Source organism: Silanimonas lenta DSM 16282, from assembly GCF_000429065.1.
Classification (GTDB): domain Bacteria; phylum Pseudomonadota; class Gammaproteobacteria; order Xanthomonadales; family Xanthomonadaceae; genus Silanimonas; species Silanimonas lenta.
This window is the reverse complement of record NZ_AUBD01000008.1, coordinates 123,415-147,277: the sequence shown is the minus strand read 5'-3', so window position 1 is coordinate 147,277 and position 23,863 is coordinate 123,415. Positions and strand designations below refer to the sequence as shown.

Annotated in this window: 21 protein-coding genes and 1 tRNA gene; 18 read left to right on the top strand and 4 right to left on the bottom strand. The window is 69.2% G+C overall.

Annotated features, from left to right (window positions below; translation table 11 throughout):
• The first annotated feature begins 13 nt into the window (after nucleotides 1-13).
• The 6 genes from nuoI to nuoN are packed head-to-tail and all read left to right on the top strand — an operon-like array spanning nucleotide 14 to nucleotide 6,646.
• Entirely contained in the window at nucleotides 14-502 is a 489-nt protein-coding gene (nuoI, locus tag G408_RS0104785) for an NADH-quinone oxidoreductase subunit NuoI (protein WP_028770170.1), read from the top strand.
• A 19-nt stretch (nucleotides 503-521) separates the two neighbouring features.
• A complete protein-coding gene (locus G408_RS0104780) occupies nucleotides 522-1,142 on the top strand; it encodes an NADH-quinone oxidoreductase subunit J (RefSeq protein WP_037412271.1) in 621 nt (206 codons plus the stop codon).
• Nucleotides 1,139-1,444 (top strand): NADH-quinone oxidoreductase subunit NuoK, encoded by a 306-nt coding sequence (gene nuoK, locus G408_RS0104775; RefSeq protein WP_028770168.1) that lies wholly within the window; start codon nucleotides 1,139-1,141, stop codon nucleotides 1,442-1,444. The genes G408_RS0104780 and nuoK overlap by 4 nt, the downstream gene beginning before the upstream one ends.
• A 1-nt stretch (nucleotide 1,445) precedes the next feature.
• Nucleotides 1,446-3,644, top strand: a complete 2,199-nt coding sequence (nuoL, locus tag G408_RS0104770) for an NADH-quinone oxidoreductase subunit L (RefSeq protein ID WP_028770167.1) — start codon at nucleotides 1,446-1,448, stop codon at nucleotides 3,642-3,644.
• Between the two features lie 19 nt (nucleotides 3,645-3,663).
• Nucleotides 3,664-5,187: an NADH-quinone oxidoreductase subunit M gene (locus tag G408_RS0104765; protein WP_028770166.1), complete on the top strand. Its 1,524-nt coding sequence runs from the start codon at nucleotides 3,664-3,666 to the stop codon at nucleotides 5,185-5,187.
• Nucleotides 5,188-5,203: 16 nt separating this feature from the next.
• Entirely contained in the window at nucleotides 5,204-6,646 is a 1,443-nt protein-coding gene (gene nuoN, locus G408_RS0104760; RefSeq protein WP_156890054.1) for an NADH-quinone oxidoreductase subunit NuoN, read from the top strand.
• Between the two features lie 17 nt (nucleotides 6,647-6,663).
• Here nuoN and G408_RS15245 read toward each other — a convergent pair whose 3' ends face one another.
• The gene (locus G408_RS15245; protein ID WP_156890053.1) at nucleotides 6,664-7,362 is read right to left on the bottom strand and encodes an HD domain-containing protein; all 699 of its coding nucleotides are present in this window, start codon (nucleotides 7,360-7,362) and stop codon (nucleotides 6,664-6,666) included.
• A gap of 104 nt (nucleotides 7,363-7,466) precedes the next feature.
• Here G408_RS15245 and G408_RS0104750 point away from each other — a divergent pair, with 104 nt between their 5' ends.
• Nucleotides 7,467-8,114, top strand: coding sequence for a HEPN domain-containing protein (locus tag G408_RS0104750; protein ID WP_028770163.1), 648 nt, complete (start codon nucleotides 7,467-7,469; stop codon nucleotides 8,112-8,114).
• Between the two features lie 76 nt (nucleotides 8,115-8,190).
• On the opposite strand, the gene G408_RS0104745 is transcribed toward G408_RS0104750, so the two are convergent.
• Nucleotides 8,191-8,958 (bottom strand): hypothetical protein, encoded by a 768-nt coding sequence (locus G408_RS0104745; protein WP_028770162.1) that lies wholly within the window; start codon nucleotides 8,956-8,958, stop codon nucleotides 8,191-8,193.
• A gap of 180 nt (nucleotides 8,959-9,138) precedes the next feature.
• On the opposite strand from G408_RS0104745, the gene G408_RS0104740 reads away from it, so the two are divergent.
• The 9 genes from G408_RS0104740 (at nucleotide 9,139) to pnp (ending at nucleotide 19,004) form a co-directional block, all read left to right on the top strand.
• Nucleotides 9,139-9,777, top strand: a complete 639-nt coding sequence (locus G408_RS0104740) for a hypothetical protein (RefSeq protein WP_028770161.1) — start codon at nucleotides 9,139-9,141, stop codon at nucleotides 9,775-9,777.
• Nucleotides 9,778-9,913: 136 nt separating this feature from the next.
• Nucleotides 9,914-9,990 (top strand) — tRNA-Met (locus tag G408_RS0104735).
• 131 nt (nucleotides 9,991-10,121) lie between these two features.
• Entirely contained in the window at nucleotides 10,122-10,685 is a 564-nt protein-coding gene (locus G408_RS0104730; RefSeq protein WP_028770160.1) for a ribosome maturation factor RimP, read from the top strand.
• 32 nt (nucleotides 10,686-10,717) lie between these two features.
• Nucleotides 10,718-12,205, top strand: a complete 1,488-nt coding sequence (gene nusA / locus G408_RS0104725) for a transcription termination factor NusA (protein ID WP_028770159.1) — start codon at nucleotides 10,718-10,720, stop codon at nucleotides 12,203-12,205.
• A 76-nt stretch (nucleotides 12,206-12,281) separates the two neighbouring features.
• The gene (infB, locus tag G408_RS0104720; RefSeq protein ID WP_028770158.1) at nucleotides 12,282-14,912 is read left to right on the top strand and encodes a translation initiation factor IF-2; all 2,631 of its coding nucleotides are present in this window, start codon (nucleotides 12,282-12,284) and stop codon (nucleotides 14,910-14,912) included.
• A 3-nt stretch (nucleotides 14,913-14,915) separates the two neighbouring features.
• On the top strand, nucleotides 14,916-15,338 hold the full coding sequence (gene rbfA / locus G408_RS0104715; RefSeq protein WP_028770157.1) for a 30S ribosome-binding factor RbfA: 423 nt from the start codon (nucleotides 14,916-14,918) through the stop codon (nucleotides 15,336-15,338).
• A 41-nt stretch (nucleotides 15,339-15,379) separates the two neighbouring features.
• Nucleotides 15,380-16,315: a tRNA pseudouridine(55) synthase TruB gene (gene truB / locus G408_RS0104710; protein ID WP_028770156.1), complete on the top strand. Its 936-nt coding sequence runs from the start codon at nucleotides 15,380-15,382 to the stop codon at nucleotides 16,313-16,315.
• 187 nt (nucleotides 16,316-16,502) lie between these two features.
• Entirely contained in the window at nucleotides 16,503-16,763 is a 261-nt protein-coding gene (gene rpsO, locus G408_RS0104705; protein ID WP_028770155.1) for a 30S ribosomal protein S15, read from the top strand.
• A gap of 138 nt (nucleotides 16,764-16,901) precedes the next feature.
• On the top strand, nucleotides 16,902-19,004 hold the full coding sequence (gene pnp, locus G408_RS0104700) for a polyribonucleotide nucleotidyltransferase (RefSeq protein ID WP_028770154.1): 2,103 nt from the start codon (nucleotides 16,902-16,904) through the stop codon (nucleotides 19,002-19,004).
• 121 nt (nucleotides 19,005-19,125) lie between these two features.
• On the opposite strand, the gene G408_RS0104695 is transcribed toward pnp, so the two are convergent.
• Both G408_RS0104695 and G408_RS0104690 read right to left on the bottom strand, forming a co-directional pair.
• Nucleotides 19,126-20,409, bottom strand: coding sequence for a diguanylate cyclase (locus G408_RS0104695; RefSeq protein WP_028770153.1), 1,284 nt, complete (start codon nucleotides 20,407-20,409; stop codon nucleotides 19,126-19,128).
• A gap of 89 nt (nucleotides 20,410-20,498) precedes the next feature.
• A complete protein-coding gene (locus tag G408_RS0104690) occupies nucleotides 20,499-21,341 on the bottom strand; it encodes a 23S rRNA (adenine(2030)-N(6))-methyltransferase RlmJ (RefSeq protein WP_028770152.1) in 843 nt (280 codons plus the stop codon).
• A 69-nt stretch (nucleotides 21,342-21,410) separates the two neighbouring features.
• On the opposite strand from G408_RS0104690, the gene G408_RS0104685 reads away from it, so the two are divergent.
• Together G408_RS0104685 and G408_RS0104680 are read left to right on the top strand one after the other, a co-directional pair.
• A complete protein-coding gene (locus G408_RS0104685; RefSeq protein WP_028770151.1) occupies nucleotides 21,411-23,237 on the top strand; it encodes a DUF885 domain-containing protein in 1,827 nt (608 codons plus the stop codon).
• On the top strand, nucleotides 23,234-23,842 hold the full coding sequence (locus tag G408_RS0104680) for a GNAT family N-acetyltransferase (protein WP_028770150.1): 609 nt from the start codon (nucleotides 23,234-23,236) through the stop codon (nucleotides 23,840-23,842). The genes G408_RS0104685 and G408_RS0104680 overlap by 4 nt, the downstream gene beginning before the upstream one ends.
• Nucleotides 23,843-23,863 lie beyond the last annotated feature (21 nt).

Here is a 23,863-nt window from a genome sequence, read left to right as displayed (position 1 = left end):
CACGAGTACCCGCATGAACCGCGCGATCGCCTACCTGAAGAGCCTGCTGCTCCTGGAACTGCTCCAGGGCATGTGGCTCACCCTCGTGTACATGTTCAAGCCGAAGTACACGATCCATTACCCCTACGAGAAGTTCCCGCAGTCGCCGCGCTTCCGCGGCCTGCACGCCCTGCGCCGTTACCCGAACGGCGAGGAGCGCTGCATCGCCTGCAAGCTCTGCGAGGCGGTATGCCCGGCGCTCGCCATCACCATCGATTCCGATGTGCGCGCCGATGGCACCCGCCGCACCACGCGTTACGACATCGACCTGTTCAAGTGCATCTTCTGCGGGTTCTGCGAGGAGAGCTGCCCGGTCGACTCGATCGTCGAGACGCACATCCACGAATACCACTTCGAGAAGCGCGGCGAGAACATCGTCACCAAGCCGCAGCTGCTCGCCATCGGCGACCGCTTCGAGGCGGAGATCGCCGAGCGCCGCGCCGCCGACGCCCCCTACCGCTGAGCGGGGAGACCGACTGACGATGGAACTGATCGCGTTCTACCTCTTCGCCGCCATGGCCGTGGCCTCGGCCCTCGGCGTCATCACCCTGAAGAACCCGGTGCATGCGGTGCTCTGCCTCGTGCTCACCTTCTTCTCCACCGCCTGCCTGTTCCTGCTGCTGCAGGCCGAGTTCCTCGGCGTGGCCCTGGTGCTGGTCTACGTTGGCGCGGTGATGGTGCTGTTCCTGTTCGTGGTGATGATGCTCGACATCAACACCACCCCGCTGCGCGAAGGCTTCGCCCGCTACCTGCCGGTGGCCGCCGTGGTGGCCGGCCTGATGTTCGTGCAGATGCTGGTGCTGATGGGGGTGCGCTCGGGCAAGCGCGACGTGGCCTTCCCCAGCGCCGACCCGGCCGCGGTGGCCGGCAAGACCAATCTCGAGTGGATCGGCGAGACCCTGTTCTCGGGCTATCTCTATCCCTTTGAGGTCGCCGCCGTGCTGCTCACCGTGGCCATCCTCGCTGCCGTGATGCTGACCCTGCGCCGCCGCCCCGGCTCGCGCCACCAGGACCCGGCGAAGCAGGCCGCGGTGCGCAAGGAAGACCGCATCCGCATCGTCAAGATGCCCGCCGAGACCCGTCGCCAGGAGGCCGCGGAATGATCACGCTCGCCCACTACCTCACGCTCGGCGCCATCCTGTTCTCGCTCAGCGTGGCCGGCATCGTCATCAACCGGAAGAACGTCATCGTTCTTCTGATGTGCATCGAGCTGATGCTGCTGGCGGTGAATATCAATTTCGTCGCCTTCTCGCGCTTCCTGGGCGACGTGCACGGCCAGGTGTTCGTGTTCTTCATCCTGACCGTGGCCGCCGCCGAGGCGGCCATCGGCCTTGCCATCCTCGTCACGCTGTTCCGCAACAAGCGGACGATCAACGTGGCCGAACTCGATTCGATGAAGGGCTGACATGGAAAACACCCTGTCGACCAACCTGCTGCTGGTCATCGCCTTCGCGCCGCTGCTCGGCAGCATCATCGCCGGCCTGTTCGGCCGGCAGGTGGGGCGCGCCGGTGCCCACACCGCCACCATCGTCGGCGTGGCCATCAGCTGCGCGCTTTCCATCCAGGTGCTCTGGCAGCTGGTGAGCGGCGAGGCCGACCCGTACAACCGCAACATCTATACCTTCTTCGAGATCGGCGGCTACTCGGCCCATGTCGGCTTCATGGTCGACCGGCTGACCGCCATGATGATGGTGGTGGTCACCTTCGTCTCGCTGCTGGTGCACGTCTACACCATCGGCTACATGGAGGGCGACCCGGGCTACCAGCGCTTCTTCAGCTACATCTCGCTGTTCACCTTCTCGATGTTGATGCTCGTGATGAGCAACAACTTCCTCCAGCTGTTCTTCGGCTGGGAGGCGGTGGGCCTGGTCTCCTATCTGCTGATCGGCTTCTGGTACAAGCGGCCCTCGGCGGTGTTCGCCAACATGAAGGCCTTCCTGGTCAACCGCGTGGGCGATTTCGGCTTCCTGCTCGGCATCGGCGCGGTGCTGTACTACTACGGCTCGCTCGACTACGCCGAGGTCTTCGCCCAGGTCACCAGCGGCCCGGGCCAGGTGCTGACGATCTGGGAGGGCTTCAGCGTGCTGGGGCTCACGGTGCCGGCCTGGCAGGTGGATGCCATGACCTTCATCGGCATCTGCCTGTTCATCGGCGCCATGGGCAAGTCGGCGCAGGTGCCGCTGCACGTCTGGCTGCCGGACTCGATGGAGGGCCCGACCCCGATCTCGGCCCTGATCCATGCCGCCACGATGGTGACCGCCGGCATCTTCATGGTCAGCCGCATGTCGCCGGTGTTCGAGCTGAGCCCGGTGGCCCTGCAGTTCATCCTCTTCATCGGCGCCACCACGGCCCTGTTCACCGGCCTGATCGGCATGGTGCAGAACGACATCAAGCGCGTGGTGGCGTATTCCACGCTCTCGCAGCTCGGCTACATGACGGTGGCCCTCGGCGTCTCCGCCTACGGGGCCGCCGTGTTCCACCTGATGACCCACGCCTTCTTCAAGGCCCTGCTGTTCCTCGCCGCCGGCAGCGTGATCATCGGCATGCACCACGAGCAGGACATGCGGAAGATGGGCGGCCTGCGCAAGTACATGCCGATCACCTACTGGACATCGCTCATCGGCACCCTGGCGCTGGTGGGTTTCCCCTTCTTCTCCGGCTTCTACTCGAAGGACGGCATCATCGAGGCGGTGAAGGCGGCGGGCGAGGGCGGCACCTGGGTGAATCAGTACGCCATCTTCGCCGTGCTGGCCGGCGTGTTCGTCACCAGCTTCTACAGCTTCCGCCTGTTCTATCTCACCTTCCACGGCGAAGAGCGCTTCCGCCACGCCGATGCCCATGGCCACGACGGTCACCACGACGGGGCGCACGACGACCACGGCCACCATGGCCCGGTCGAGCCGCACGAGTCGCCGTGGGTGGTCACGGTGCCGCTGCTGGCCCTGGCCATTCCCTCGGTGCTGGTGGGCCTGCTCACCGTGGGGCCGATGCTGTTCGGCAAGGACCTCACGGGGACCCGCGAGGTGACGCCCTTCTTCCAGGGCGCCATCGAGCACTACGTTCCGGCCTCTGACGCCGCCGCGCCTTTCGCCGGGGGCATGGCCTACGCCCCGGTCGCCACCGGTCCGGTCGACTGCGCCGCGGTCGAGGGCGCGCGCGACGTGCTCGCCCGGGTGGGCTGCCAGCATTTCCAGCACGGCGCGGTTGGCTTCGCCCTGCACGGCTTCGTGGCGCCGCCCTTCTGGCTGGCCTTCCTCGGCTTCGCGCTGGCCACCTTCCTCTACCTGCTGCGCCCGGGCCTGAGCGCGCGGTTCCGCCAGGCGCTGGCGCCCCTGGTGCGCATGCTCGAGCAGAAGTACTGGATGGACCACCTCTGGGTGGGCGGCTTCGGCGGTGGCGGCGTGCGGCTCGGCAAGCTGGCCTGGAAGTTCGGCGACCGCGGCCTGATCGACGGCGCGCTGGTCAACGGCTCGGCCTGGGTGGTCGACCGCGTTGCCGCCGTGCTGCGCCACGTCCAGTCCGGTTACCTCTACCACTACGCCTTCGCGATGATCGTCGGCCTGATCGCCCTCATGTGGCTGGTCGGACGGATGCTCGCGGCCTGATGCCCACAAGGACGCCCTGATGGATGGCTTTCCCCTGCTGAGCGCCCTGATCTGGCTGCCCCTCCTCGGCGGCCTGGCCACGCTCTATTTCGGTGAATCGCGCGGCACGCAGGCCAAGTGGTTCGCGCTGCTTATCTCGCTGCTGACCCTGGCCCTGAGCATCCCGCTCTACACCGGCTTCGATGCCTCCTCGGCGGCGATGCAGTTCGTGGAGAAGCGGGCCTGGATCCCGGCCTTCGACATCTACTACCACCTCGGCGTGGACGGCATCGCCGTGGCGCTGATCCTGCTCACCACCATCACCAGCGTGCTGGTGCTGATGGGGGCCTGGGAGTCGGTGGAGCGGCGCGTGCACCAGTACTACGCCGCCTTCCTGGTGCTGGAAAGCCTGATGATCGGCGTGTTCGCCGCCCAGGACGCCATCCTCTTCTACATCTTCTTCGAGGCCATGCTGATCCCGATGTTCATCGTGATCGGCGTGTGGGGCGGCGCGAACCGCGTCTATGCCAGCCTCAAGTTCTTCCTGTACACCTTCCTCGGCTCGGTGTTCATGCTGGTGGGCCTGGTGTACCTCTACCTCAAGGGAGGCAGCTTCCAGCTTGCCGACCTCTACGCCCTGCCGCTCAGCGCCACCGAGCAGGCCTGGCTGTTCTTCGCCTTCTTCGCCGCCTTCGCGGTGAAGATCCCGATGTTCCCGGTGCACACCTGGCTGCCGGATGCCCACGTCGAGGCGCCCACCGCCGGTTCGGTGGTGCTGGCGGCGATCATGCTGAAGATCGGCGGCTACGGCTTCATCCGCTTCACCCTGCCGATCGTGCCGGACGCCGGCACCGAATGGGCCTGGCTCGTCATCGCCTTCTCCCTCGTGGCGGTGGCCTACATCGGCCTCGTGGCGCTGGTGCAGGAGGACATGAAGAAGCTGATCGCCTACTCGTCGATCGCTCACATGGGCTTCGTCACCCTCGGCATCTTCATCGCCTTTGGTCTGATGCGCGGCGGCGAGGTGCGGCAGGATGCGGCGGAACTCGGCCTGCAGGGCGCGATGGTGCAGATGATCTCGCACGGTTTCGTCTCCGGCGCGATGTTCAGCTGCGTTGGCGTGCTCTACGACCGCATGCACACCCGCATGATCAAGGACTACGGCGGCGTGATGAACGTGATGCCCTGGTTCGGCGGCCTGTTCGTGCTGTTCGCCATGGCCAATGCCGGCCTGCCGGGCACCTCGGGCTTCGTCGGCGAGTTCATGGTCATCCTCGCCGCCTTCCAGGCCAAGCCCTGGATCGGCGCCGTGGCCGCCACCACCCTGATCCTCGGCGCCGCCTACACCCTGTGGATGGTGCGCCGGGTGATGTTCGGCGAAGTGGCCAACGCCGAGGTGGCACAGCTTTCCGACATCAACACCCGCGAGGCCTGGACGCTCGGTCTGTTCGCTGCCGGCGTGCTGCTGATCGGCGTGTACCCGAAGCCGCTCACCGACCTGATGGACGCCTCGGTGGTGCAGCTGGTGTCGCAGCTTTCGGCCACCAAACTCGTGACGCCGTGACGGAGACCTGATCGCGATGATGCCCCTGCCCACCCGCGCCGACCTCGTGCCGATCCTGCCGGAGATCGTGCTCTGCGGCGCCGCCTTCGGTCTCCTGCTCGCCGATCTGTTCGTGGATCCGCGCCGCCGCGGCCTGATCCATGCGCTTGCCATGCTCTCCCTGCTCGCCACGGCCCTGCTCATCGCCCGTGGCATGGGGGGCGAGGCGCTCTCCGCCTTCGGTGGCATGTTCGTGCGCGATCTCACCGCCGACGTGCTGAAGATCGCCATGTGCGCCATCACCGGCGTGGTGCTCGCCTATGCACGGCCATCGCTCGAGGAGCGCGGCCTGATGGCCGGCGAGTTCTACGCCATCGTGCTGTTCGCCCTGCTGGGCATGATGGTGATGGTCTCCGGCGGCCATCTCGTGGTGCTCTACCTCGGCCTCGAGATGCTGGCGCTCAGCTCCTACGGCCTCGTTGCCATCGACCGCGACAACAAGGTCGCCTCCGAGGCGGCCATGAAGTACTTCGTGCTGGGCTCGCTGGCCTCCGGCCTGCTGCTCTACGGCATGTCGATGGTCTACGGCGCCACCGGCAGTCTCGACCTCGGCGCGATCCACCAGGCCGCGGCCAGCATCGACGACCGCAGCCTGCTGCTGTTCGGCCTGGTCTTCGTGCTGGTGGGCGTGGCCTTCAAGTTCGGCGCCGCGCCGTTCCATATGTGGGTGCCCGACGTCTACCAGGGCGCGCCCACGGCCATCACCCTGTTCATCGGCTCGGTGCCGAAGATCGCCGCCTTCGGCTTCGCCTACCGCCTGCTCGACGCCGGCCTCGCCCCGACCGCCGAGCAGTGGGGGCAGATGCTGGCCTGGCTTGCCCTGCTCTCGCTGGTGATCGGCAACCTGATCGCCCTGGCGCAGACCAACCTCAAGCGCATGCTGGCGTACTCGACGATCTCCCACGTCGGCTTCCTGTTCATGGCACTGGCCGGCGGCACGCCCACCGCCTACGCGGCAGCGATGTTCTACGCCATCGCCTATGCGCTCATGGCCACCGCGGCCTTCGGCGCCATCGTGCTGCTCTCCCGCCGCGGTTTCGAGGCCGAGAACATCGCCGACTTCAAGGGGCTGTGGCAGAAGAGCCCGTTCCACGCCACCCTGGTGATGCTGGTGATGGCCTCGCTGGCCGGCGTGCCACCTTTCGTCGGTTTCTGGGCCAAGCTGGCCGCGCTGCGCGCCGCCGTGGACGCCGGCCTGCTCTGGCTGGCCATCGCCGGCGTGGTGGCGGCGGTGGTGGGCGCCTTCTACTACCTGCGCGTGATCAAGGTGATGTTCTTCGACGAGCCGGAAGGCGAGGGCGCCGTGGTGCACGGCGACCGTGCCCTGCGCTTCGTCTTCGCCTCGAATGCCATTGCCCTGCTGGTGCTGGGCCTGTTCATCGAGTCGATCATGGGCTGGACCCGCGCCGCTTTCGCCTGAGCGGGGCCCGACTGGCCTCATCGAGTGAGGCCTCGTCCGGGACGAACATCAGGCGGATCAGCGGCGTCAGGCAGTGGCGCCTGCCGGTGAACGCATCGGCTTGGCGCAGCTGCTCCTGTTCTTCCGGCGAGAGTTCGTCGAGCGAACGCTCCCGCAGTGCGGGCCGTGGCGGTGCGCCGATGCCGCCGTTCGCAAGTCGCGCGAGGCGGGTACGCACGCATGGGCGCGATGCCTCCCCAAGCTTCCGGATCCACCATCCGGCGGGCGGTCCGGGTGGAGAGGAGTTCGGGGGCGGTGGCGATGCCGAGCCGCGCGAGGTCCAGCCGGTCCGCGTCCCAGCAGGTCCCGATGCTCGGATCCGGGTGGGTCCATCCCTCCGAATGGTGGCGGATGGCCTCGGCAAGCCGGTCGCGCTGGCCGGCATCGAGCCCATCGAGCCAACCGCGCTCGGCGATGGACGCGAGGGCGTCCGCGGCGCGGGGGCCGTGGCCGCGGTCCGGGCCCTCGTCGTTGCGCTGGTGGTCGTGCAGCACCGCGAACCAGGCCACGACCCAGGGGTCGGCTCCCTCCCGGCTCGCGATCGCAAGTCCGTAGCGCAGCACTCGTGCCCAGTGGGGTAGGCCGTGGATGCCGTGCCAGTCGAGGCGGAATCCGGCCCGGAGCGGGCCCAGTACCTCGGGGCGAAGCACCTGCCTTGCGATGCGCGTGTCGTGCATGGAGCCTCCTTGGCGGGACCCCGATACGGTGCCATCCCGGCGTCTCACGGGCTGAGAAGCCGGAGCCGTTTTGGCGACGGCCGGCGCTCCGGTAGAGTCGGGCCATGGATGCCGCGACCCTGAAAGCCAGGCTGGCTGCCCTTCCCGCGACGGTTCCGGAGGATTTCCGGGTGCGCTGCCACCGCGCCATCAGCTGGCTTGCGCGGGCGGAGCAGGAGGCCGACGCGGATGCCCGGTTCATTTTCCTGTGGATCGGCTTCAACGCCGCCTATGCCTGGGAGTTCGGCCATGAGCGCTCGGAACGCGACCTGCTGCGCCGCTTCTTCGAGCGCATCCTGGTGCTGGATGCCGACAGGCGTCTCCACGCCCTGCTGTTCAAGAACTTCACCGGCTGCGTCCGGACGCTGATCGACAACCCTTACCTGTTCGAACCGTTCTGGCGGGCCCTGCGCGACCACGACGGCAGTGGGCGCTGGGAGGCGCAGTTCCAGGCGGCGAAGCGCGCCGCGACGGCGGCCGTGATGTCCGGGGAGACCGTGACCGTGGCGGGCATCGTGGTCGACCGGCTGTATGTGCTCCGCAACCAGCTCGTCCATGGCGGCGCTACCCATGGCGGCCGGGTCAACCGCCAGCAGGTGAGGGATGGCGTGGCCCTGCTGGAGCAACTCGTTCCGCTGGTGATCGACCTGATGCTGGCCTCCGATGGCAGCGGCTTTGGCCGTATCGCGTATCCCGTGGTCGGTCCGCTCTAGATCCTGCCCCCTCCCGGGGGCGCCCACCGCACCGCCAGCCCTCCCTGGCCATCCGGTGCGATGGGCATGGAACGGGTCAGGGGCCTACGCTCATCACGAATCGCGTTTCCGTGCCATGGACGCGCAGCAGCACCTCGACGGGCTGGGGGCCTCCCTTGCGCTGGCGCGGCAACTCCATCTCGACGAAGGCCGCGTGGGACTCGCCCGGCTGGATCGTATGCGTCCGCAGCGCGCCCTCGATGGCCTGTTCGCCCATCTGCTTCTCGGCCTCGAGCCGTTCGAACAGGCGGGCATTTTCGGCATTCGCCCGTTGCTGGGCCGCCGCTGCGGCGGCACCGTCGTAGGCGGTGCCGGAATAGGTGGTCGTGGCATTCGCCCGGGCATAGCCGCCCGGACCATAGGCCGTGGCCGAGGTGTAGGCCGTGCCCTGGTAGCTCGAGTAGCCGGCAGTGGAGGCGGCCATGCTGTTGCCTGCCGCCGCGATCCCGGCACCGATGGCCGCCCAGGTCTGGCGGGTCTTCTCTTCCCTCATCAGCGCGGTATGGGCCAGTACCTCCAGCGGGCCGGTGCTGGATTGGGCCGTGATCGCACCCTCATGGATCGTTACCGGCCGGCCCGTGCGATTGGAGACGCGCACGATCAGCACCGAGCGGCTTCGGTCCTTCGGCTGGGCGCAGAGCGAGGTCAGGAGGAATCCGTCGCTCGTGTCGGCCCCGCCCTGCACGCAGCCCATGCCCTGCGAGTAGCTCAGCTCCTGGCCGGCGCCGGCCTGCAGGGAGACGGGGGTGGGGAGGGATGCGCATCCCGAGAACAGCACCAGCGCGGTAGCGCCAAGACCAGGCATTCGCATAGGGGACTCCATGTCGATGGTGAGGAAGCGGGAGCGAATGCTTCGACATCCGTGTCTCACGGATCGAGACAGGCGTGGGCACATTTAAATGTGGCGATTTCCGTCCCGGCATGTCGCAGCCCGTGAGACGCCCGCGGAAGATGCTGCGACTCCACCCAGGACGAGGAGCAGCACATGACGGATCGGAGCCACATCACGGTCATTCTTGACCGCACCGGGTCGATGGACAGCATCCGCGACGATGTCATCGGTGGGTTCAATGCCTTCCTCGCCGAGCAGCAGTCGGCCGCCGCGTCGGCGACGTTCACGCTGGTGCAGTTCGATTCGCAGGATCCCTACGAGGTGCTGCATGCCGCGAAGCCGATCGGGGAGGTCACACCCTTGACGCGGGAACAGTACGTGCCGCGTGCCTCGACCCCGCTTTACGACGCCATGGGCCGGGGCATCCTGGATCTCGAGTCCCGGATCGCGGCACAGCCCGAAGCCGAGCGCCCGTCCCGGGTCATCTTCGTCGTCGTCACCGATGGCGCCGAGAACGCCAGCCGGGAGTTCGACCGCGCGGCGGTCACGAAGCTGGTCGACGCCAAGAAGGCGGCCGGCTGGGACTTCGTCTTCCTCAGCGCCGACATGGAGGCCTTCCACGATGCCGTGGACATCGGGGTCGACTACTGCGCGAGCCTGGCCTTCCAGAAATCGAAGCGGGGCAATGACGCGGCCTGGGCGGCGGCCTCGTCCAGGGTGCGGGCGCGGGTGACGGGCGAGGCGGACCGGGTGGCGTTCGATGACGGGGACCGTGCGTCCAGTTCGGGCTGAGTTCCCGCGCCCGACGGGATCGCCGGCGGTCCCGTCGGGCGCCCGGCCGGCTTCACTCCGGGGAGGCCCCACTTCATGAGGGGGTAAAGCCCTGTTGCGCTTGCCCGGCGGGTGCGCCTATACTCTCCTTCTCTGTTGCGGGGTGGAGCAGTCTGGCAGCTCGTCGGGCTCATAACCCGAAGGTCGCAGGTTCAAATCCTGCCCCCGCTACCAGTTTCGCGGCGTATCCTTTTGCTCCGGGTCGCTGCTGGCTGGGTCGGCCCACCGGGTCGGCCCCCGGAAATTGGATGTACCGGAAAGGGCCGCTCGGCCCTTTTTTGTTTCCGCCCGTTTTCTCGCCCGGCATGAGCTCGAAGACCGACGAACTGACCACATTGCTGGCGCCCGTGGTGGAGGGCCTGGGCCTCGGCCTGGAACTCCAGGGCATCGAGTTCGTGCCTTCGCGCGCGCACGGCCTGCTGCGCCTGTACATCGACGTGGCCGACGGCAGCCGGATGGTCACCATCGACGACTGCGAGGCGGTGAGCCGCGAGGCCTCGGGCGTGCTCGACGTGAACGACCCGATCGCCAGCGCCTACACGCTGGAGGTCTCCTCGCCGGGCCTCGACCGCCTGCTGTTCACCCCGGCCCAGGCCATGCGCTTCGCCGGCCAGCAGGCCCGGGTGTCGCTGGCCCTGCCGCAGGACGGCCGCCGCCGGGTGCAGGGCACCCTGCTGCGGATGGACGGTGATCTGCTGGTGCTCGGCCTGGCCGACGGCAGCGAGTTTTCCGTCGCCTTCGGCAACATCGACAAGGCCAGGCTGGTGCCCGACTACGCGGCGCTCGGCCTTGCGCCGGATGCCCCCAAGGCCCCGCGGCCGCGCCGCAAGCGCGGCGAGGCCGCCCCCAAGAACCCCGGAACCCCCTGAGCCGGCGCCATCGCGCCGACGCGGAGTCAATCATGAGCAAGGAACTGTTGCTGGTCATCGAAGCGGTCGCCAACGAGAAGGGCGTGCCGCGCCAGGTCATCCTCGAGGCGATGGAGGCCGCCCTGGCCTCGGCCGCCAAGAAGCGCTACCCGGAGCAGGACGTGGCCTGCCGCGTGTCCATCAACCCGAAGGACGGCAGCTACGAGACCTTCCGCCGCTGGGAGGTGGTGGCCGATGACGTGGTGATGGAGTCGCCCGACCGCATGATCCGCCTGATGGACGCCGTCGAGATCAAGCCCGACGCCCAGGTGGGGGATTTCATCGAAGAGCAGATCGAGAACCCCGAGTTCGGCCGCATCAGCGCCCAGGCCGCCAAGCAGGTGATCGTGCAGCGCGTGCGCGAGGCCGAGCGCCAGCAGGTGGTGGATGCCTGGAAGGACCGGGTGGGCGAGCTGGTCACCGGCGTGGTGAAGCGTGCCGAGCGCGGCAACGTCTACGTCGATCTCGGCGGCAACGCCGAGGCCTTCATTCCCAAGGACAAGTCGATCCCGCGCGATGCCCTGCGTCCCGGCGACCGCGTCCGCGGTTACCTCTACGAGGTGCGCTCGGAGTCGCGTGGCCCGCAGCTGTTCATCAGCCGCACTGCGCCCGAGTTCATGATCGAGCTGTTCAAGCTCGAGGTGCCCGAGGTGGGCCAGGGCCTGGTCGAGATCAAGGCCGCCGCCCGCGATCCGGGCGACCGCGCCAAGATCGCCGTACTCGCCCACGACCACCGCACCGATCCGATCGGTGCCTGCATTGGCATGCGCGGCTCGCGCGTGCAGGCGGTGAGCAACGAGCTCAATGGCGAGCGCATCGACATCGTGCTGTGGTCGGAGAACCCCGCCCAGTTCGTCATCAATGCCATGGCGCCGGCCGAGGTGCAGTCGATCATCGTCGACGAGGAGAAGCATTCGATGGACCTCGCCGTGGCCGAGGAGAAGCTCGCCCAGGCGATCGGCAAGGGCGGCCAGAACGTGCGCCTCGCCAGCCGCCTCACCGGCTGGCAGCTCAACGTCATGACCCAGGACCAGATCACCGCGAAGTCGGAGGCCGAGCAGGCCGCGGCGCGCAAGCTGTTCATGGAGAAGCTCGAGGTGGACGAGGAGATCGCCGGCATCCTGGTGGGCGAGGGCTTCGGCACCATCGAGGAGATCGCCTACGTGCCGGTGGCCGAGCTGCTGGCGGTGGAGGGCTTCGACGAGGACATCGTCGAGGAACTGCGCGCCCGTGCCCGCGACGCCCTGCTTACCGAGGCGCTGGCCGTCGAGGAGGACCTCGAGGAGCACAAGCCGGCCGAGGACCTGCTCTCGCTGGAGGGCATGGACGATGCCCTGGCCTATGCCCTGGCCGCCCGGGGCATCGCCACCCGCGAGGACCTCGCCGAGATGGCGGTGGACGAGATCACCGACATCGAGGGCGTCGACGAGGAGCGCGCCGCCGCGCTCATCATGGAAGCGCGCAAGCACTGGTTCGCCTGAACCCTCGCTCCCGCACCGCCGCGTTAAACTCCGCGCCGCAAGACCGGCGCACGAACATCCAAGGAAGCCCGTCCGAATGTCCGAGGTCACCGTCCGCTCCCTGGCCAAGGTGCTGAACCTGCCCGTCGAGAAGCTGCTCGAGCAGCTCTCACAGGCCGGCATGCAGTTCACCGGGCCGGACCAGGTGGTCAGCAGCACCGAGAAGATGAAGCTGCTCGGCTTCCTTCGCCGCACCCATGGCAAGGAGGAGAAGCCCGCCGACGAGGCCGGTCCGAAGCGCATCACCCTGCAACGCCGCAAGGTCGAGGAGATCACCGTCGGTGGCGGCAAGAGCAAGGCCACGGTCGCCGTGGAGGTGCGCCAGAAGCGCACCTACGTGAAGCGCACCGACGTGACCCTGGAGCTCGATGCCGAGCGCGAGGAAGCGGCGCGCAAGCTCGCCGAGTCGCAGGCCCGCGCCGAGGCCGAGCGCAAGGCGCTGGAGGAGGCCGACCGCCGGCGCCGCGAGCAGGAAGCCGCCGAGCGCGAGGCGAAGGCGAAGAAAGCCGAGGCCCCGCGCGCCGAACCCGAACCTCCGCGCCCCGAGGCCCGCGAAGAGCCGGCCGCCCCGCCGCCGGCTGCCGAACCGCCGCCCGCGGCGCCCGAGCCGCCCGCCGATCCGCGCCCGGCGCGCCCGGTGGTGCAGATGCCGACCCGGGCCGACGCCGAACTCGCCGCCCGCGCCCGCGAGGCGGCCAGCCGCCGTGGCAAGCCGGCGCCGCGCGACATCGATGACGAGGAGCGCGGCGGCCGCTATGTCGGCGGCCAGCTGCACCTGAGCGCCGGCGCCCATGCCCGGCGCAGCGCCGGCAAGGCCGGCAAGAAGCCCGGCGCGCGTGGCCGCGGCCCCGAGCCGGCGCGTGGCGCGCCCGGCGCCGGTGCGCACGGGTTCTCGCGTCCGATCGCGCCGGTGACCCGTGAGGTGGCGATCGGCGAGGCGATCAGCGTCGGCGAGCTCGCCAACAAGCTCGCCATGAAGGGCGCCGAGGTGGTGAAGGCGCTGTTCAAGATGGGCGTGATGGCCACCATCAACCAGACCATCGACCACGACACCGCGGTGCTGGTGGTCGAGGAGCTCGGCCACAAGGCGGTGCGTGCCACCGAGGACGATGCCGAGCTGGCGCTGGCGGCCCACGTCGAGGCCGAGCAGGGGCAGCGCGCCCCGCGTCCGCCGGTGGTCACCATCATGGGCCATGTCGACCACGGCAAGACCTCGCTGCTCGACTACATCCGCCGCACCAAGGTGGCGGCGGGCGAGGCCGGCGGCATCACCCAGCACATTGGCGCCTACCACGTGGAGACGCCGAAGGGTGTCATCACCTTCCTCGACACCCCGGGCCATGCGGCCTTCACCGCGATGCGCGCCCGCGGCGCCAAGCTCACCGACATCGCGGTGATCGTGGTGGCCGCCGACGACGGCGTGATGCCGCAGACGGTGGAAGCGATCAAGCACGCGCGCGCCGCCAAGGTGCCGCTGGTGGTCGCGATGAACAAGATGGACAAGCCGGGCGTGAACCCGGACAACCTGAAGAACGGCCTGGCGCAGCACGAGGTGGTACCCGAGGAGTGGGGTGGTGATACGCCCTTCATCCCGGTGTCGGCCAAGACCGGCCAGGGCATCGATGCCCTGCTCGATGCCATCCTGGTGCAGGCCGAGATCATGGAGCTTTCCGCGCCAATCGACGGCAAGGCCGCGGGCACCGTCATCGAGTCCTCGCTCGACAAGGGCCGTGGTCCCGTGGCCACCGTGCTGGTGCAGCAGGGCACCCTGCGCAAGGGCGACTACCTCGTCTGCGGCACCCAGTACGGCCGCGTGCGTGCCCTGTTCGACGAGAACGGCAAGCAGGTGGAGTCGGCCACGCCCTCGATCCCGGTGGTGCTGCTCGGCCTCTCGGGCGTGCCGAACTCCGGCGACGACTTCGTGGTGGTGGCCGACGAGCGCCTGGCCAAGGACGTGGCCCAGCAGCGCGAGGCCAAGATCCGCGAGGCCAAGCTGGTCAAGCAGGCCAGCCGCATGGAGGACATCATGGCCCAGATGGGCCAGGGCGAGGGCCAGCAGCAGCTCAACCTGCTGATCAAGGCCGACGTGCAGGGCTCGGTGGAGGCGTTGCGCGACTCGCTGGTGGGCCTGTCCAACGAGCTCATCAAGATCAACGTGGTGCAGGCCGGCGTCGGCGGCATCACCGAGTCGGATGCCGTGCTGGCGGCTGCCTCGAAGGCGGTGGTCATCGGCTTCAACGTGCGCGCCGATGCCGCGGCCCGCAAGGTGATCGAGAACCACGGCCTCGACCTGCGCTACTTCTCGATCATCTACGACGTGATCGACCAGGTGAAGCAGGTGGCCTCCGGCCTGCTCGGCAAGGAGGTGCGCGAGGAGATCATCGGCACCGCCGAGGTGCGCGAGGTGTTCCGCAGCTCGAAGTTCGGCGCGGTGGCAGGCTCGCTGGTGATCGAGGGTTCGGTCAGGAAGTCCAAGCCGATCCGCGTGCTGCGCAACCAGACGGTGATCTTCGAGGGCGAGCTCGAATCGCTGCGCCGCTTCAAGGACAATGTCGAGGAGGTGCGCGCCGGCACCGAGTGCGGCATCGCGGTGAAGGCCTACAACGACGTCAGGCCGGGCGACCTCATCGAGTGCTTCGAGCGCATCGAAGTGCAGCGCCAGCTCTGAGCCATGCCCAAGCGTTCCTTCTCGCGTACCGACCGCCTCTCCGCCCAGTTCCGCCGTGAGCTGGGCGTGCTGGTGCACGAGGCGGTACGCGAGCACTCGCTGCCCTCGGCCTCGGTCTCCGACGTCGAGATCACCCGCGATCTTGCCCATGCCAGGGTCTACGTGACGGCCTTGCAGGCCGAGCGTTCGGGCGAGGTGGTGCGGGCGCTCAACGAGCTTGCCCGGGGCTTCCGCCAGCAGCTCGGGCGCATGCTGCGCATCCGCCAGGTGCCCGAGCTGCATTTCCACTACGATGCCTCCGTCGACCGCGGCGAGCGCATCGACCAGCTGCTGCGCGAGGCCGCGCGCCGTGACGCCGTCCGTGGGGATGGCGCAGAGGGCGCGGACCCTGCCGGCAGCGCGCCGGCGGATCCGTCCGCCGACTGAGCCCGGCGCCCTTCGGGCGCCGCGCCGGGAACCGATCTTCCATGCCGCGTCTTCCCTTCCGTCCCGTCGATGGCCTGCTCTTGCTGGACAAGCCGGCAGGCATGAGCTCGAACGCCGCCCTGCAACGGGTGCGCCGCCACTACCGCGCCGAGAAGGCCGGGCACACCGGCAGCCTCGATCCGCTGGCCACCGGCCTGCTGCCGGTCTGCTTCGGCGAGGCGACCAAGGTGGCCGGGCTGCTGCTCGGCGCCCGCAAGGCCTACGAGACCGAGGCGCGGCTGGGCACCGTGACCGATACCGACGATGCCGATGGCGAGGTGCTGCGCCAGCGTGAGGTGCCGCTGCTGGACGCCCATGCCGTCGAGCGGGTGCTGAAGCGCTACGTCGGCCGCATCCGCCAGCGGCCGCCGGTCTATTCGGCGCTCAAGCAGGGCGGCGAGCCGCTGTATGCCAAGGCCCGCCGCGGCGAGCGGGTGGAGGTGCCGGAGCGCGAGGTCGAGGTCCATGCCCTGGAGCTGCTGTCGGTGACCGGCGCCTCGCTGCGCCTGCGCATCACCTGCGGCCCGGGTACCTATGTGCGCAGCCTGGTGCGCGACATCGGCGAGGACCTCGGTTGCGGGGCGCACGTGGTGGCCCTGCGGCGGCTCTGGGCCGAGCCTTTCCGCAGCCCGCGCATGTACACGCTGGAGGAGATCGAGGCGATCGACCAGGCCAGCGAACCCGGGCTCGCGGCGCTCGACAGCCTGCTGATGCCGGTGGAGGCGGCGCTGGTCGACTGGCCGCGCGTCGTGCTCACCGAGGCCCAGGCCCTGCGCCTCGGCCATGGCCAGAGCCTGGCCGGGCTCGCGGCAGCCAATGGCCTGGTGGCCGCCTATGCGCCCAGCGGCCGCGTGCTCGGGCTGGCGGAGGGGCGGGATGGCGTGCTGCATCCGCAGCGCCTGTTCCGCTGGGCGGCAGGGCAGCCCGACGCGGCGTGAAGACGCCGCGCCCCGCCTGAACGGCGGAGCGCCCCGGGGATGTGAAGAACTTGTTCGGAGCGCCCTCGGGGCGTACAATCCGCGCGCCCCATTTCGGGGCATTCTTCGGGGCATTCCCACCCACCGGCGACGAACGCGGTGCGTCCATGAGCGACGTTCCTGCGTCGTCCGCATCACGAGAACGTCCATGAGCATCGATTCTTCCAAGATCATCAACGAATTCAAGCGCGGCGCCAACGACACCGGTTCGCCGGAAGTCCAGGTCGCCCTGCTGTCGGCCCGCATCGAGCAGCTGACCGAGCACTTCAAGACCCACAAGCAGGACCACCACAGCCGCCGCGGCCTCCTCAAGATGGTGAATGCGCGCCGCCGCCTGCTGGCCTACCTGAAGGACAAGGACATGGAGCGCTACAAGACGCTGATCGAGCGCCTCGGCCTCCGTCGTTAAGTGGCACCCCGCGCGGCGCAGAAATGCGCCGCGCTGCTTTTGGGGGCCCTCGTGCCCCGCGCCGTGGCGACGCGGCAACCGAGCCTGGCGGCAGGGGCCGCCGGCCGGATTGGACGAAAGACAACCAGAGAGCAGAACGTGGCGAAATTCACCAAGACCTTCCAGTACGGCCAGCACGAAGTGACGCTGGAAACGGGCGAGATCGCCCGTCAGGCCAGCGGTGCCGTCCTCGTCAAGATGGCGGATACCGTCGTCCTCGTGACCGTGGTGGGCAACAAGACCGTGCGTGAGGGCATGGACTTCTTCCCGCTCACGGTGGACTACCAGGAGAAGTTCTACGCCGGTGGCCGCATCCCCGGCGGCTTCTTCAAGCGCGAAGGCCGCCAGACCGAGCGCGAGACCCTGGTGTCGCGGCTGATCGACCGTCCGATCCGCCCGCTGTTCCCGGAAGGCTTCCGCAACGAAGTGCAGGTGATCGCCACCGTGGTCTCGCTGAACCCGGAGGTGGAGGGCGACATCCCGGCCATGATCGGCGCCTCGGCGGCCCTGGCGCTCTCGGGCATTCCCTTCGCCGGCCCGATCGGCGCCGCCAAGGTCGGTTACATCAACGGCCAGTACGTCCTCAACCCGACGACCACCCAGCTCAAGTCCTCGGAGCTCGAGCTGGTCGTTGCCGGCACCCAGAACGCGGTGCTGATGGTGGAGTCGGAAGCCAAGCTGCTCTCGGAAGAGGTGATGCTGGGCGCCGTGACCTTCGGCCACAACGCCGGCCGCACCGTCATCCAGGCCATCAACGAACTGGTGGCCGAGGCCGGCCGCAAGGACTGGGGCGAGTTCGTGCCGCCGCCGCGCAACGAGGCCCTGGTGGCCGCGCTCAAGGAGGCGGTGGGTGGCCGCCTCGCCGAGGCCTTCCGCATCACCGACAAGCTGCAGCGCCGCGATGCCATCGCCGCCCTGAAGAAGGACGTGATGGCCGCCCTGGCGCCGCAGATCGAGGCCAACGGCTGGTCGGCCGCCGAGGCCGCCAAGGAGTTCGGCGAGCTGGAATACCAGACCATGCGCCAGGCGGTGCTCACCACCAAGGTGCGCATCGACGGCCGCGCCCTCGACGCCGTGCGCCCGATCACCTGCAAGGTGGGCGTGCTGCCGCGCGTGCATGGCTCGGCCCTGTTCACCCGCGGCGAGACCCAGGCCCTCGTGGTGGCCACGCTCGGCACTGCCCGTGACGGCCAGATCATCGATGCGGCCGAGGGCGAGTCGAAGGAGCACTTCCTGTTCCACTACAACTTCCCGCCCTATTCGGTGGGCGAAGCCGGCCGCCTGATGGGTCCGAAGCGCCGCGAGATCGGTCATGGCCGCCTCGCCAAGCGCGGCGTGATGGCGGTGATGCCGGACATGGAGAGCTTCCCTTACACCATCCGCGCGGTGTCGGAGATCACCGAGTCGAACGGTTCGTCCTCGATGGCTTCGGTCTGCGGCTCCTCGCTGGCGATGATGGATGCCGGCATCCCGCTCAAGGCCCCGGTGGCGGGCATCGCCATGGGCCTGGTGAAGGAAGGCGACCAGTTCGTGGTGCTCTCTGACATCCTCGGTGACGAGGACCACCTCGGCGACATGGACTTCAAGGTGGCCGGCACCGCCACCGGCATCTCCGCCCTGCAGATGGACATCAAGATCGAGGGCATCACCGAGGAGATCATGAGGATCGCCCTCACCCAGGCCAAGGCCGGGCGCCTGCACATCCTCGGCGAGATGGCCAAGGCCCTGGACGCGCCGCGTGCCGAGCTCTCGGAGTACGCCCCGCGCCTGCTCACCATGAAGATCCACCCGGACAAGATCCGCGAGGTGATCGGCAAGGGCGGCTCGACCATCCAGGCCATCACCAAGGAAACCGGCACCCAGATCGACATCCAGGACGATGGCACCATCGTCATCGCCTCGGTGAATGCCGCCGCCGCCCAGGCCGCGAAGGCGCGCATCGAGCAGATCACCTCGGACGTGGAGCCGGGCAGGATCTACGAGGGCAAGGTGGCCAAGATCATGGACTTCGGCGCCTTCGTGACCATCGCCCCGGGCAAGGACGGCCTCGTGCACATCTCGCAGATCTCCGACGAGCGCGTCGAGAAGGTCAGCGACAAGCTCAAGGAAGGCGATGTGGTGAGCGTGAAGGTGCTGGAGGTCGACAAGCAGGGCCGCATCCGCCTGTCGATCAAGGCCGTGGCCGAGGGCGAGGGCGTCTAAACCCTCCGCTCTGCCACGGATTCGCGAAGAAGAAACCCGCCGCAAGGCGGGTTTCCTCGTTCTGGAGCCGGGAAGGCCGGCCCGGTGCATTCGCCGTGGGCTTCGCCTGCCGGCGTCCGGCTCAGGCCTCGGCGGCCGCCATCTCCACCCGGTTCCGCCCGCCGGCCTTGGCCATGTAGAGCATGCGGTCGGATTCGCCGAGCAGGGCATGCAGTTCCTCGCCCGCCGCCGGCGAGACGCAGACGCCGATGCTGGTCGTGGCGCCGATGCGCTGGCCGTCGGGCAGGTCGATGGCCACGCCCTCGATGCGTGCGCGCAGTCCTTCGAAGTAGCTCCACGCAGTCTCGGCATCGAGGCCGGGGGCGAGCAGCACGAACTCCTCGCCACCGAAGCGGGCGTACAGATCGCCCGGCCTTGCGTGTTCGGCGAGGGCACGGGCCACGGCCTTGAGGGCGATGTCGCCACCGTCGTGGCCGAAGGTGTCGTTGATCTTCTTGAAGTGGTCGATGTCGAGGGTGGCCACGGCAAGGCCACGGCCCTCGTTGCGCAGGGCCTCGAGGCGCTTTCCGGCCATCTCGAAGAAGTGGCGGCGGTTGGGCAGGCCGGTGAGGAAGTCCTTGGTGGCGAGGTCCTGCAGGGTGCCGATGAGATCGAGGTTGTCGACGTTCTGCGAGACCCGGCAGAAGAATTCCTCGCGCGAGAAGGGCTTGTGCAGGAAGTCGTTGGCGCCGTTCTTGAGGAAGCGGGCCACGAGATCGCCCTTGCTGGCGCCGCTCACGCCGATGATGGCGAGCCGGTCGCGGCTCAGGGCCCCGCGCAGCCGGGCGGTGAGCTCCACGCCGCTCATGCCCGGCATCTCGTGGTCGGTGATGACGAGGCGGATGCCGGGGTCCTGCTCGATGGCGGCCAGGGCCTGCTCGCCGCTACCGGCGAGCAGCACGCGGAAGCCGTAGGAGGAGAGCAGTTCGGCCACCATCAGCCGCGCCGAGGGCGAGTCGTCGACCACCAGGGCGGCGATGCGGCGGTTGCGGTCGAGGCGCTGCACGATCCAGCGCAGGTAGTCGAGATGCCCTGGGGTGCTCTTGATGACGTAGTCGACCACGCCGCGGCCGAGCATGCGTTCGCGCAGGCCCTCGTCGTAGGTGCCGCTCACCAGCACCAGGGGCAGGCCGCTGGCGGCGAGGCGCTCGACGATGGCGTCGGGGCCGGCATCGGGCAGGACCAGCCCGCTCAGTACGAGGAACAGGTCGGGGTGGGCGGCGAGTGCGGCCTCGGCCTCGGCCAGGGTGCGGGCCAGCGCCACCGGCAGGTGCAGCCCGCCCTCGATCGCCTCGGCCAGCATGCCGCCATAGCTGCGGGAGTTCTCGACGACCAGGACGCGCTGCGGCAGCGGGGCGGGGCTCATGGGCACTCGGGGCCGGAAGGGAGCACCAGCATTGCCGCCGGGGCGGCTGCCTGCAAGGGGCGGGGGCGGAGCCGGGGCGGGGAATGCGCTCAGGGCAGCGGGCGCAGCCACTCCAGTCGGTGCGAGGGCCGCTGCTCGCCGAGCCGCCGGGCCAGTACCGGCAGGGCCGGGGCCAGGGTCTCGTCCAGCTTCCACGGCGGGTGGAAGCACAGCATGCCGCTGCCATTGAGCCGCAACGGCGAGTCGTCGGGCCGCACCAGCAGTTCGGCGCAGAGCAGGCCACGCGGGGCGAGGGCAGTGGCCTCGCGCAGGAAGCCGTGCAGGCTGCGCCGTTGCTTGATCGGATACCACACCGCCACACCGGCGGTGGGCCAGCGCGACAGGGCGGTGGCCACGGCCTCGAGCACCCGCGGGTACTCGGCCTCCTGGGCCTCGTAGGGTGGGTCGATGAGTACGAGGCCGCGCTTCTCCTTCGGCGGCAGCAGGGCGCGCGCCGCCTCGTAGCCGTCGCGGGCATGCACGGCGGCGCGCGGATCGCCGGCCAGTGCCGCCCTCAGGGCCGCGGCCTCCTCGGGGTGCAGCTCGCAGGCGGCGAGCCGGTCCTGCGGCCGCAGCGCGGCAAGGGTGAGGCGCGGCGAGCCGGGGTAGTGCCGCAGTTCGCCAGCGCCGTTGAAGGCCCGCACCGCGGTGCAGAGCCGCTCGACGGCGGCCGGCAGGCCGTGCAGGCCCCAGAGCCGGCCGATGCCGGCTGCCGCCTCGCCGGTGCGGGCGGCGCTGCCGTCGTCGAGGGCGTATTCGCCGCGCCCGCCGTGGGTGTCCAGCACGAAGGCCGGTGTCTCCTTGGCCAGCAGCCGGTCGAGCCAGGCCAGCAGCACCACGTGCTTGAGGACATCGGCGTGGTTGCCGGCATGGAAGGCGTGGCGGTAATTCATGACGAAAGTCTAGCGTCCGGCCGGCCCCGGCCGCGCTAGCATCGGGCCTTCACCCTGGGGGAGACATCCATGGCCCGGTTGTTCCGTTGGAGCCTGCGCGCCGCGCTGCTGTCCTTGCTGGCGCTGCTGCTGTTCGTGCTGCACAGCCTGTACTTCAAGCCGCTGCACATCCGCATCTTCTACGAGCGCACCTTCCTCGGCTTCGCGCTGGAGAGCCCGCAGCTGATCTCCGGGCTTGGCCTGCTGCCGGCCTGGGCCGACTGGACGGCCGGGAAGCTCGACGATTATTCCGAGGCCAGGGCCGATGCGCAGTACGCCCGGCTTCGCGAGGCGCTGGACACCCTGCGGCGTTACGACCGCGATTCGCTGGCCGACCCCCTGAGCTACGACGCGCTCGAGGCCTTCCTGCAGGTGCAGCTGGATGGCGAGCGCTTCCGCTACCACTCCTATCCGCTGAACCAGCTGTTCGGCATCCAGAGCAGCCTGCCGAGCTTCATGGCCTCGCAGCACCGCATCGACGGGCGCTCCGGCGCCGAGGCCTACCTCTCGCGCCTGCGCGAGATCCCGCGGGTGGCCGCCGAGGTGAGGGAAGGGCTGGAAAAGCGCGAGGCGCTCGGCATCCTGCCGCCCACCTTCGTGGTGGAGAAGGTGACCGCCGAGATGGAGGCCTTCGTCGCCACCGAGCCGACGCAGAACATCCTCTACACCACGCTCGCCGAGAAACTGCCGAAGGCGGCCGATCCGGTCCCGGAGACGGAGCAGGCGCGGCTGCTGGCCGAGGCCGAACGGGTGATCCGCGAGGCGGTCTACCCGGCCTACCAGGGCTGGATCGACTATTACCGTGGCCTGCTGCCGAAGACCCGCGGCAACCACGGCGTCTGGGCCCTGCCGGATGGCGAGGCCTTCTACCGCCACATGGTGCGCCTGCACACCACCACCGACATGACGCCGGACGCGGTGCACGAGCTCGGCCTGCGCGAGGTGGCGCGCATCGAGGCCGAGATGGATGCCATCCTGCGCGGCGAGGGGCTGGAGGAGGGCAGCATCGGCGAGCGCGTGCGCGCGATCGCCACCCGGCCCGACCAGCTCTACCCGGACACCGACGAGGGCCGCGCCCGGATCCTCGCCGACTACCAGGCCATGATCGACGAGATCGACGCCGGCCTCGGCCCCTGGTTCAATCTGCGGCCTACGCAGCCGGTGAAGGTGGAGCGCATCCCCGCGTTCAAGGAGAAGACCTCGCCCGGCGCCTACTACCAGCCGCCGGCGCTCGACGGCTCGCGGCCCGGCGTGTTCTACGCCAACCTGCGCAGTGTCGAGGAGATCCCGAAGTTCGGCATGCGCACGCTCGCCTACCACGAGGGCATCCCCGGCCACCATTTCCAGCTCGCCATCCAGCAGACCATCGAGGGCGTACCCACCTTCCGCAAGCTGCTGCCGGTGACCGCCTATGCCGAGGGCTGGGCCCTGTACGCCGAGCGCCTCGCCTCCGAGGCCGGTTTCCAGCCCACTCCGCTCGACGAACTGGGGCGCCTGCAGGCCGAGATGTTCCGCGCCGTGCGCCTGGTGGTGGACACCGGCCTGCACCACAAGCGCTGGAGCCGCGAGCAGGCCATCGACTACATGGTGGAGAAGACCGGCATGCCGCAGACCGACGTGGTGGCGGAGATCGAGCGCTACCTGGTGATGCCGGGCCAGGCCCTGGCCTACAAGGTCGGCATGAACACGATCCTCGAACTGCGCGAGGAGGCCCGTGCCGCGCTGGGCGGGCGCTTCGACATCCGCGGCTTCCACGACGTGGTGCTGAAGGGCGGAGCCCTGCCGCTCGGCCTGCTGCAGCGCCGGGTGCGCGAGTGGATCGCCGCGGAGGCGGCGAAGGCGCCGGCGGCGGCATGAGGGCAGGGGGGCTTTCGCTCGAGGTGGTGACCGGCGCCGCGGTGGAACCGTGGCTGCCGGCCCTGGCGCGGCTGCGCATCGCGGTGTTCCGCGAATGGCCCTACCTCTACGCGGGCAGCGAGGCCTATGAGCGCGAGTACCTCGGCGTCTATCTCCGTTCGCCAGACAGCCTGTTCGTGCTGGCGAAGGACGGCGGGACGGTGGTGGGGGCCTCCAGCGGCATGCCGCTCGACGAGGAATCGGAGGCCTTCCGCGCGCCTTTCGAACGGGCCGGCATCGATCCGGGCACGGTGTTCTACTTCGCCGAGTCGGTGCTGCTGCCGGCCTACCGCGGGCGTGGCCTCGGCCATGCCTTCTTCGATGCCCGCGAGGCCCATGCCGCGGCGTTGGGGCGCTTTTCCCTCACCGCCTTCTGCGCCGTGGAGCGCGATCCCGCCGACCCGCGCCGCCCCGCGGGCCATGTCGGCAACGAGCCCCTGTGGCGCAAGCGCGGCTACGAGCGCCGCGAGGACCTGCGCTGCACGCTGGGCTGGCCGGAGGCCGAGGGCGGCCCCGATCTGCCGCACGAACTGGTGTTCCGCCTGCGGCGGCTGCCGGGGCGCTGAGCCGGGGGAGGCCGGGCGGGG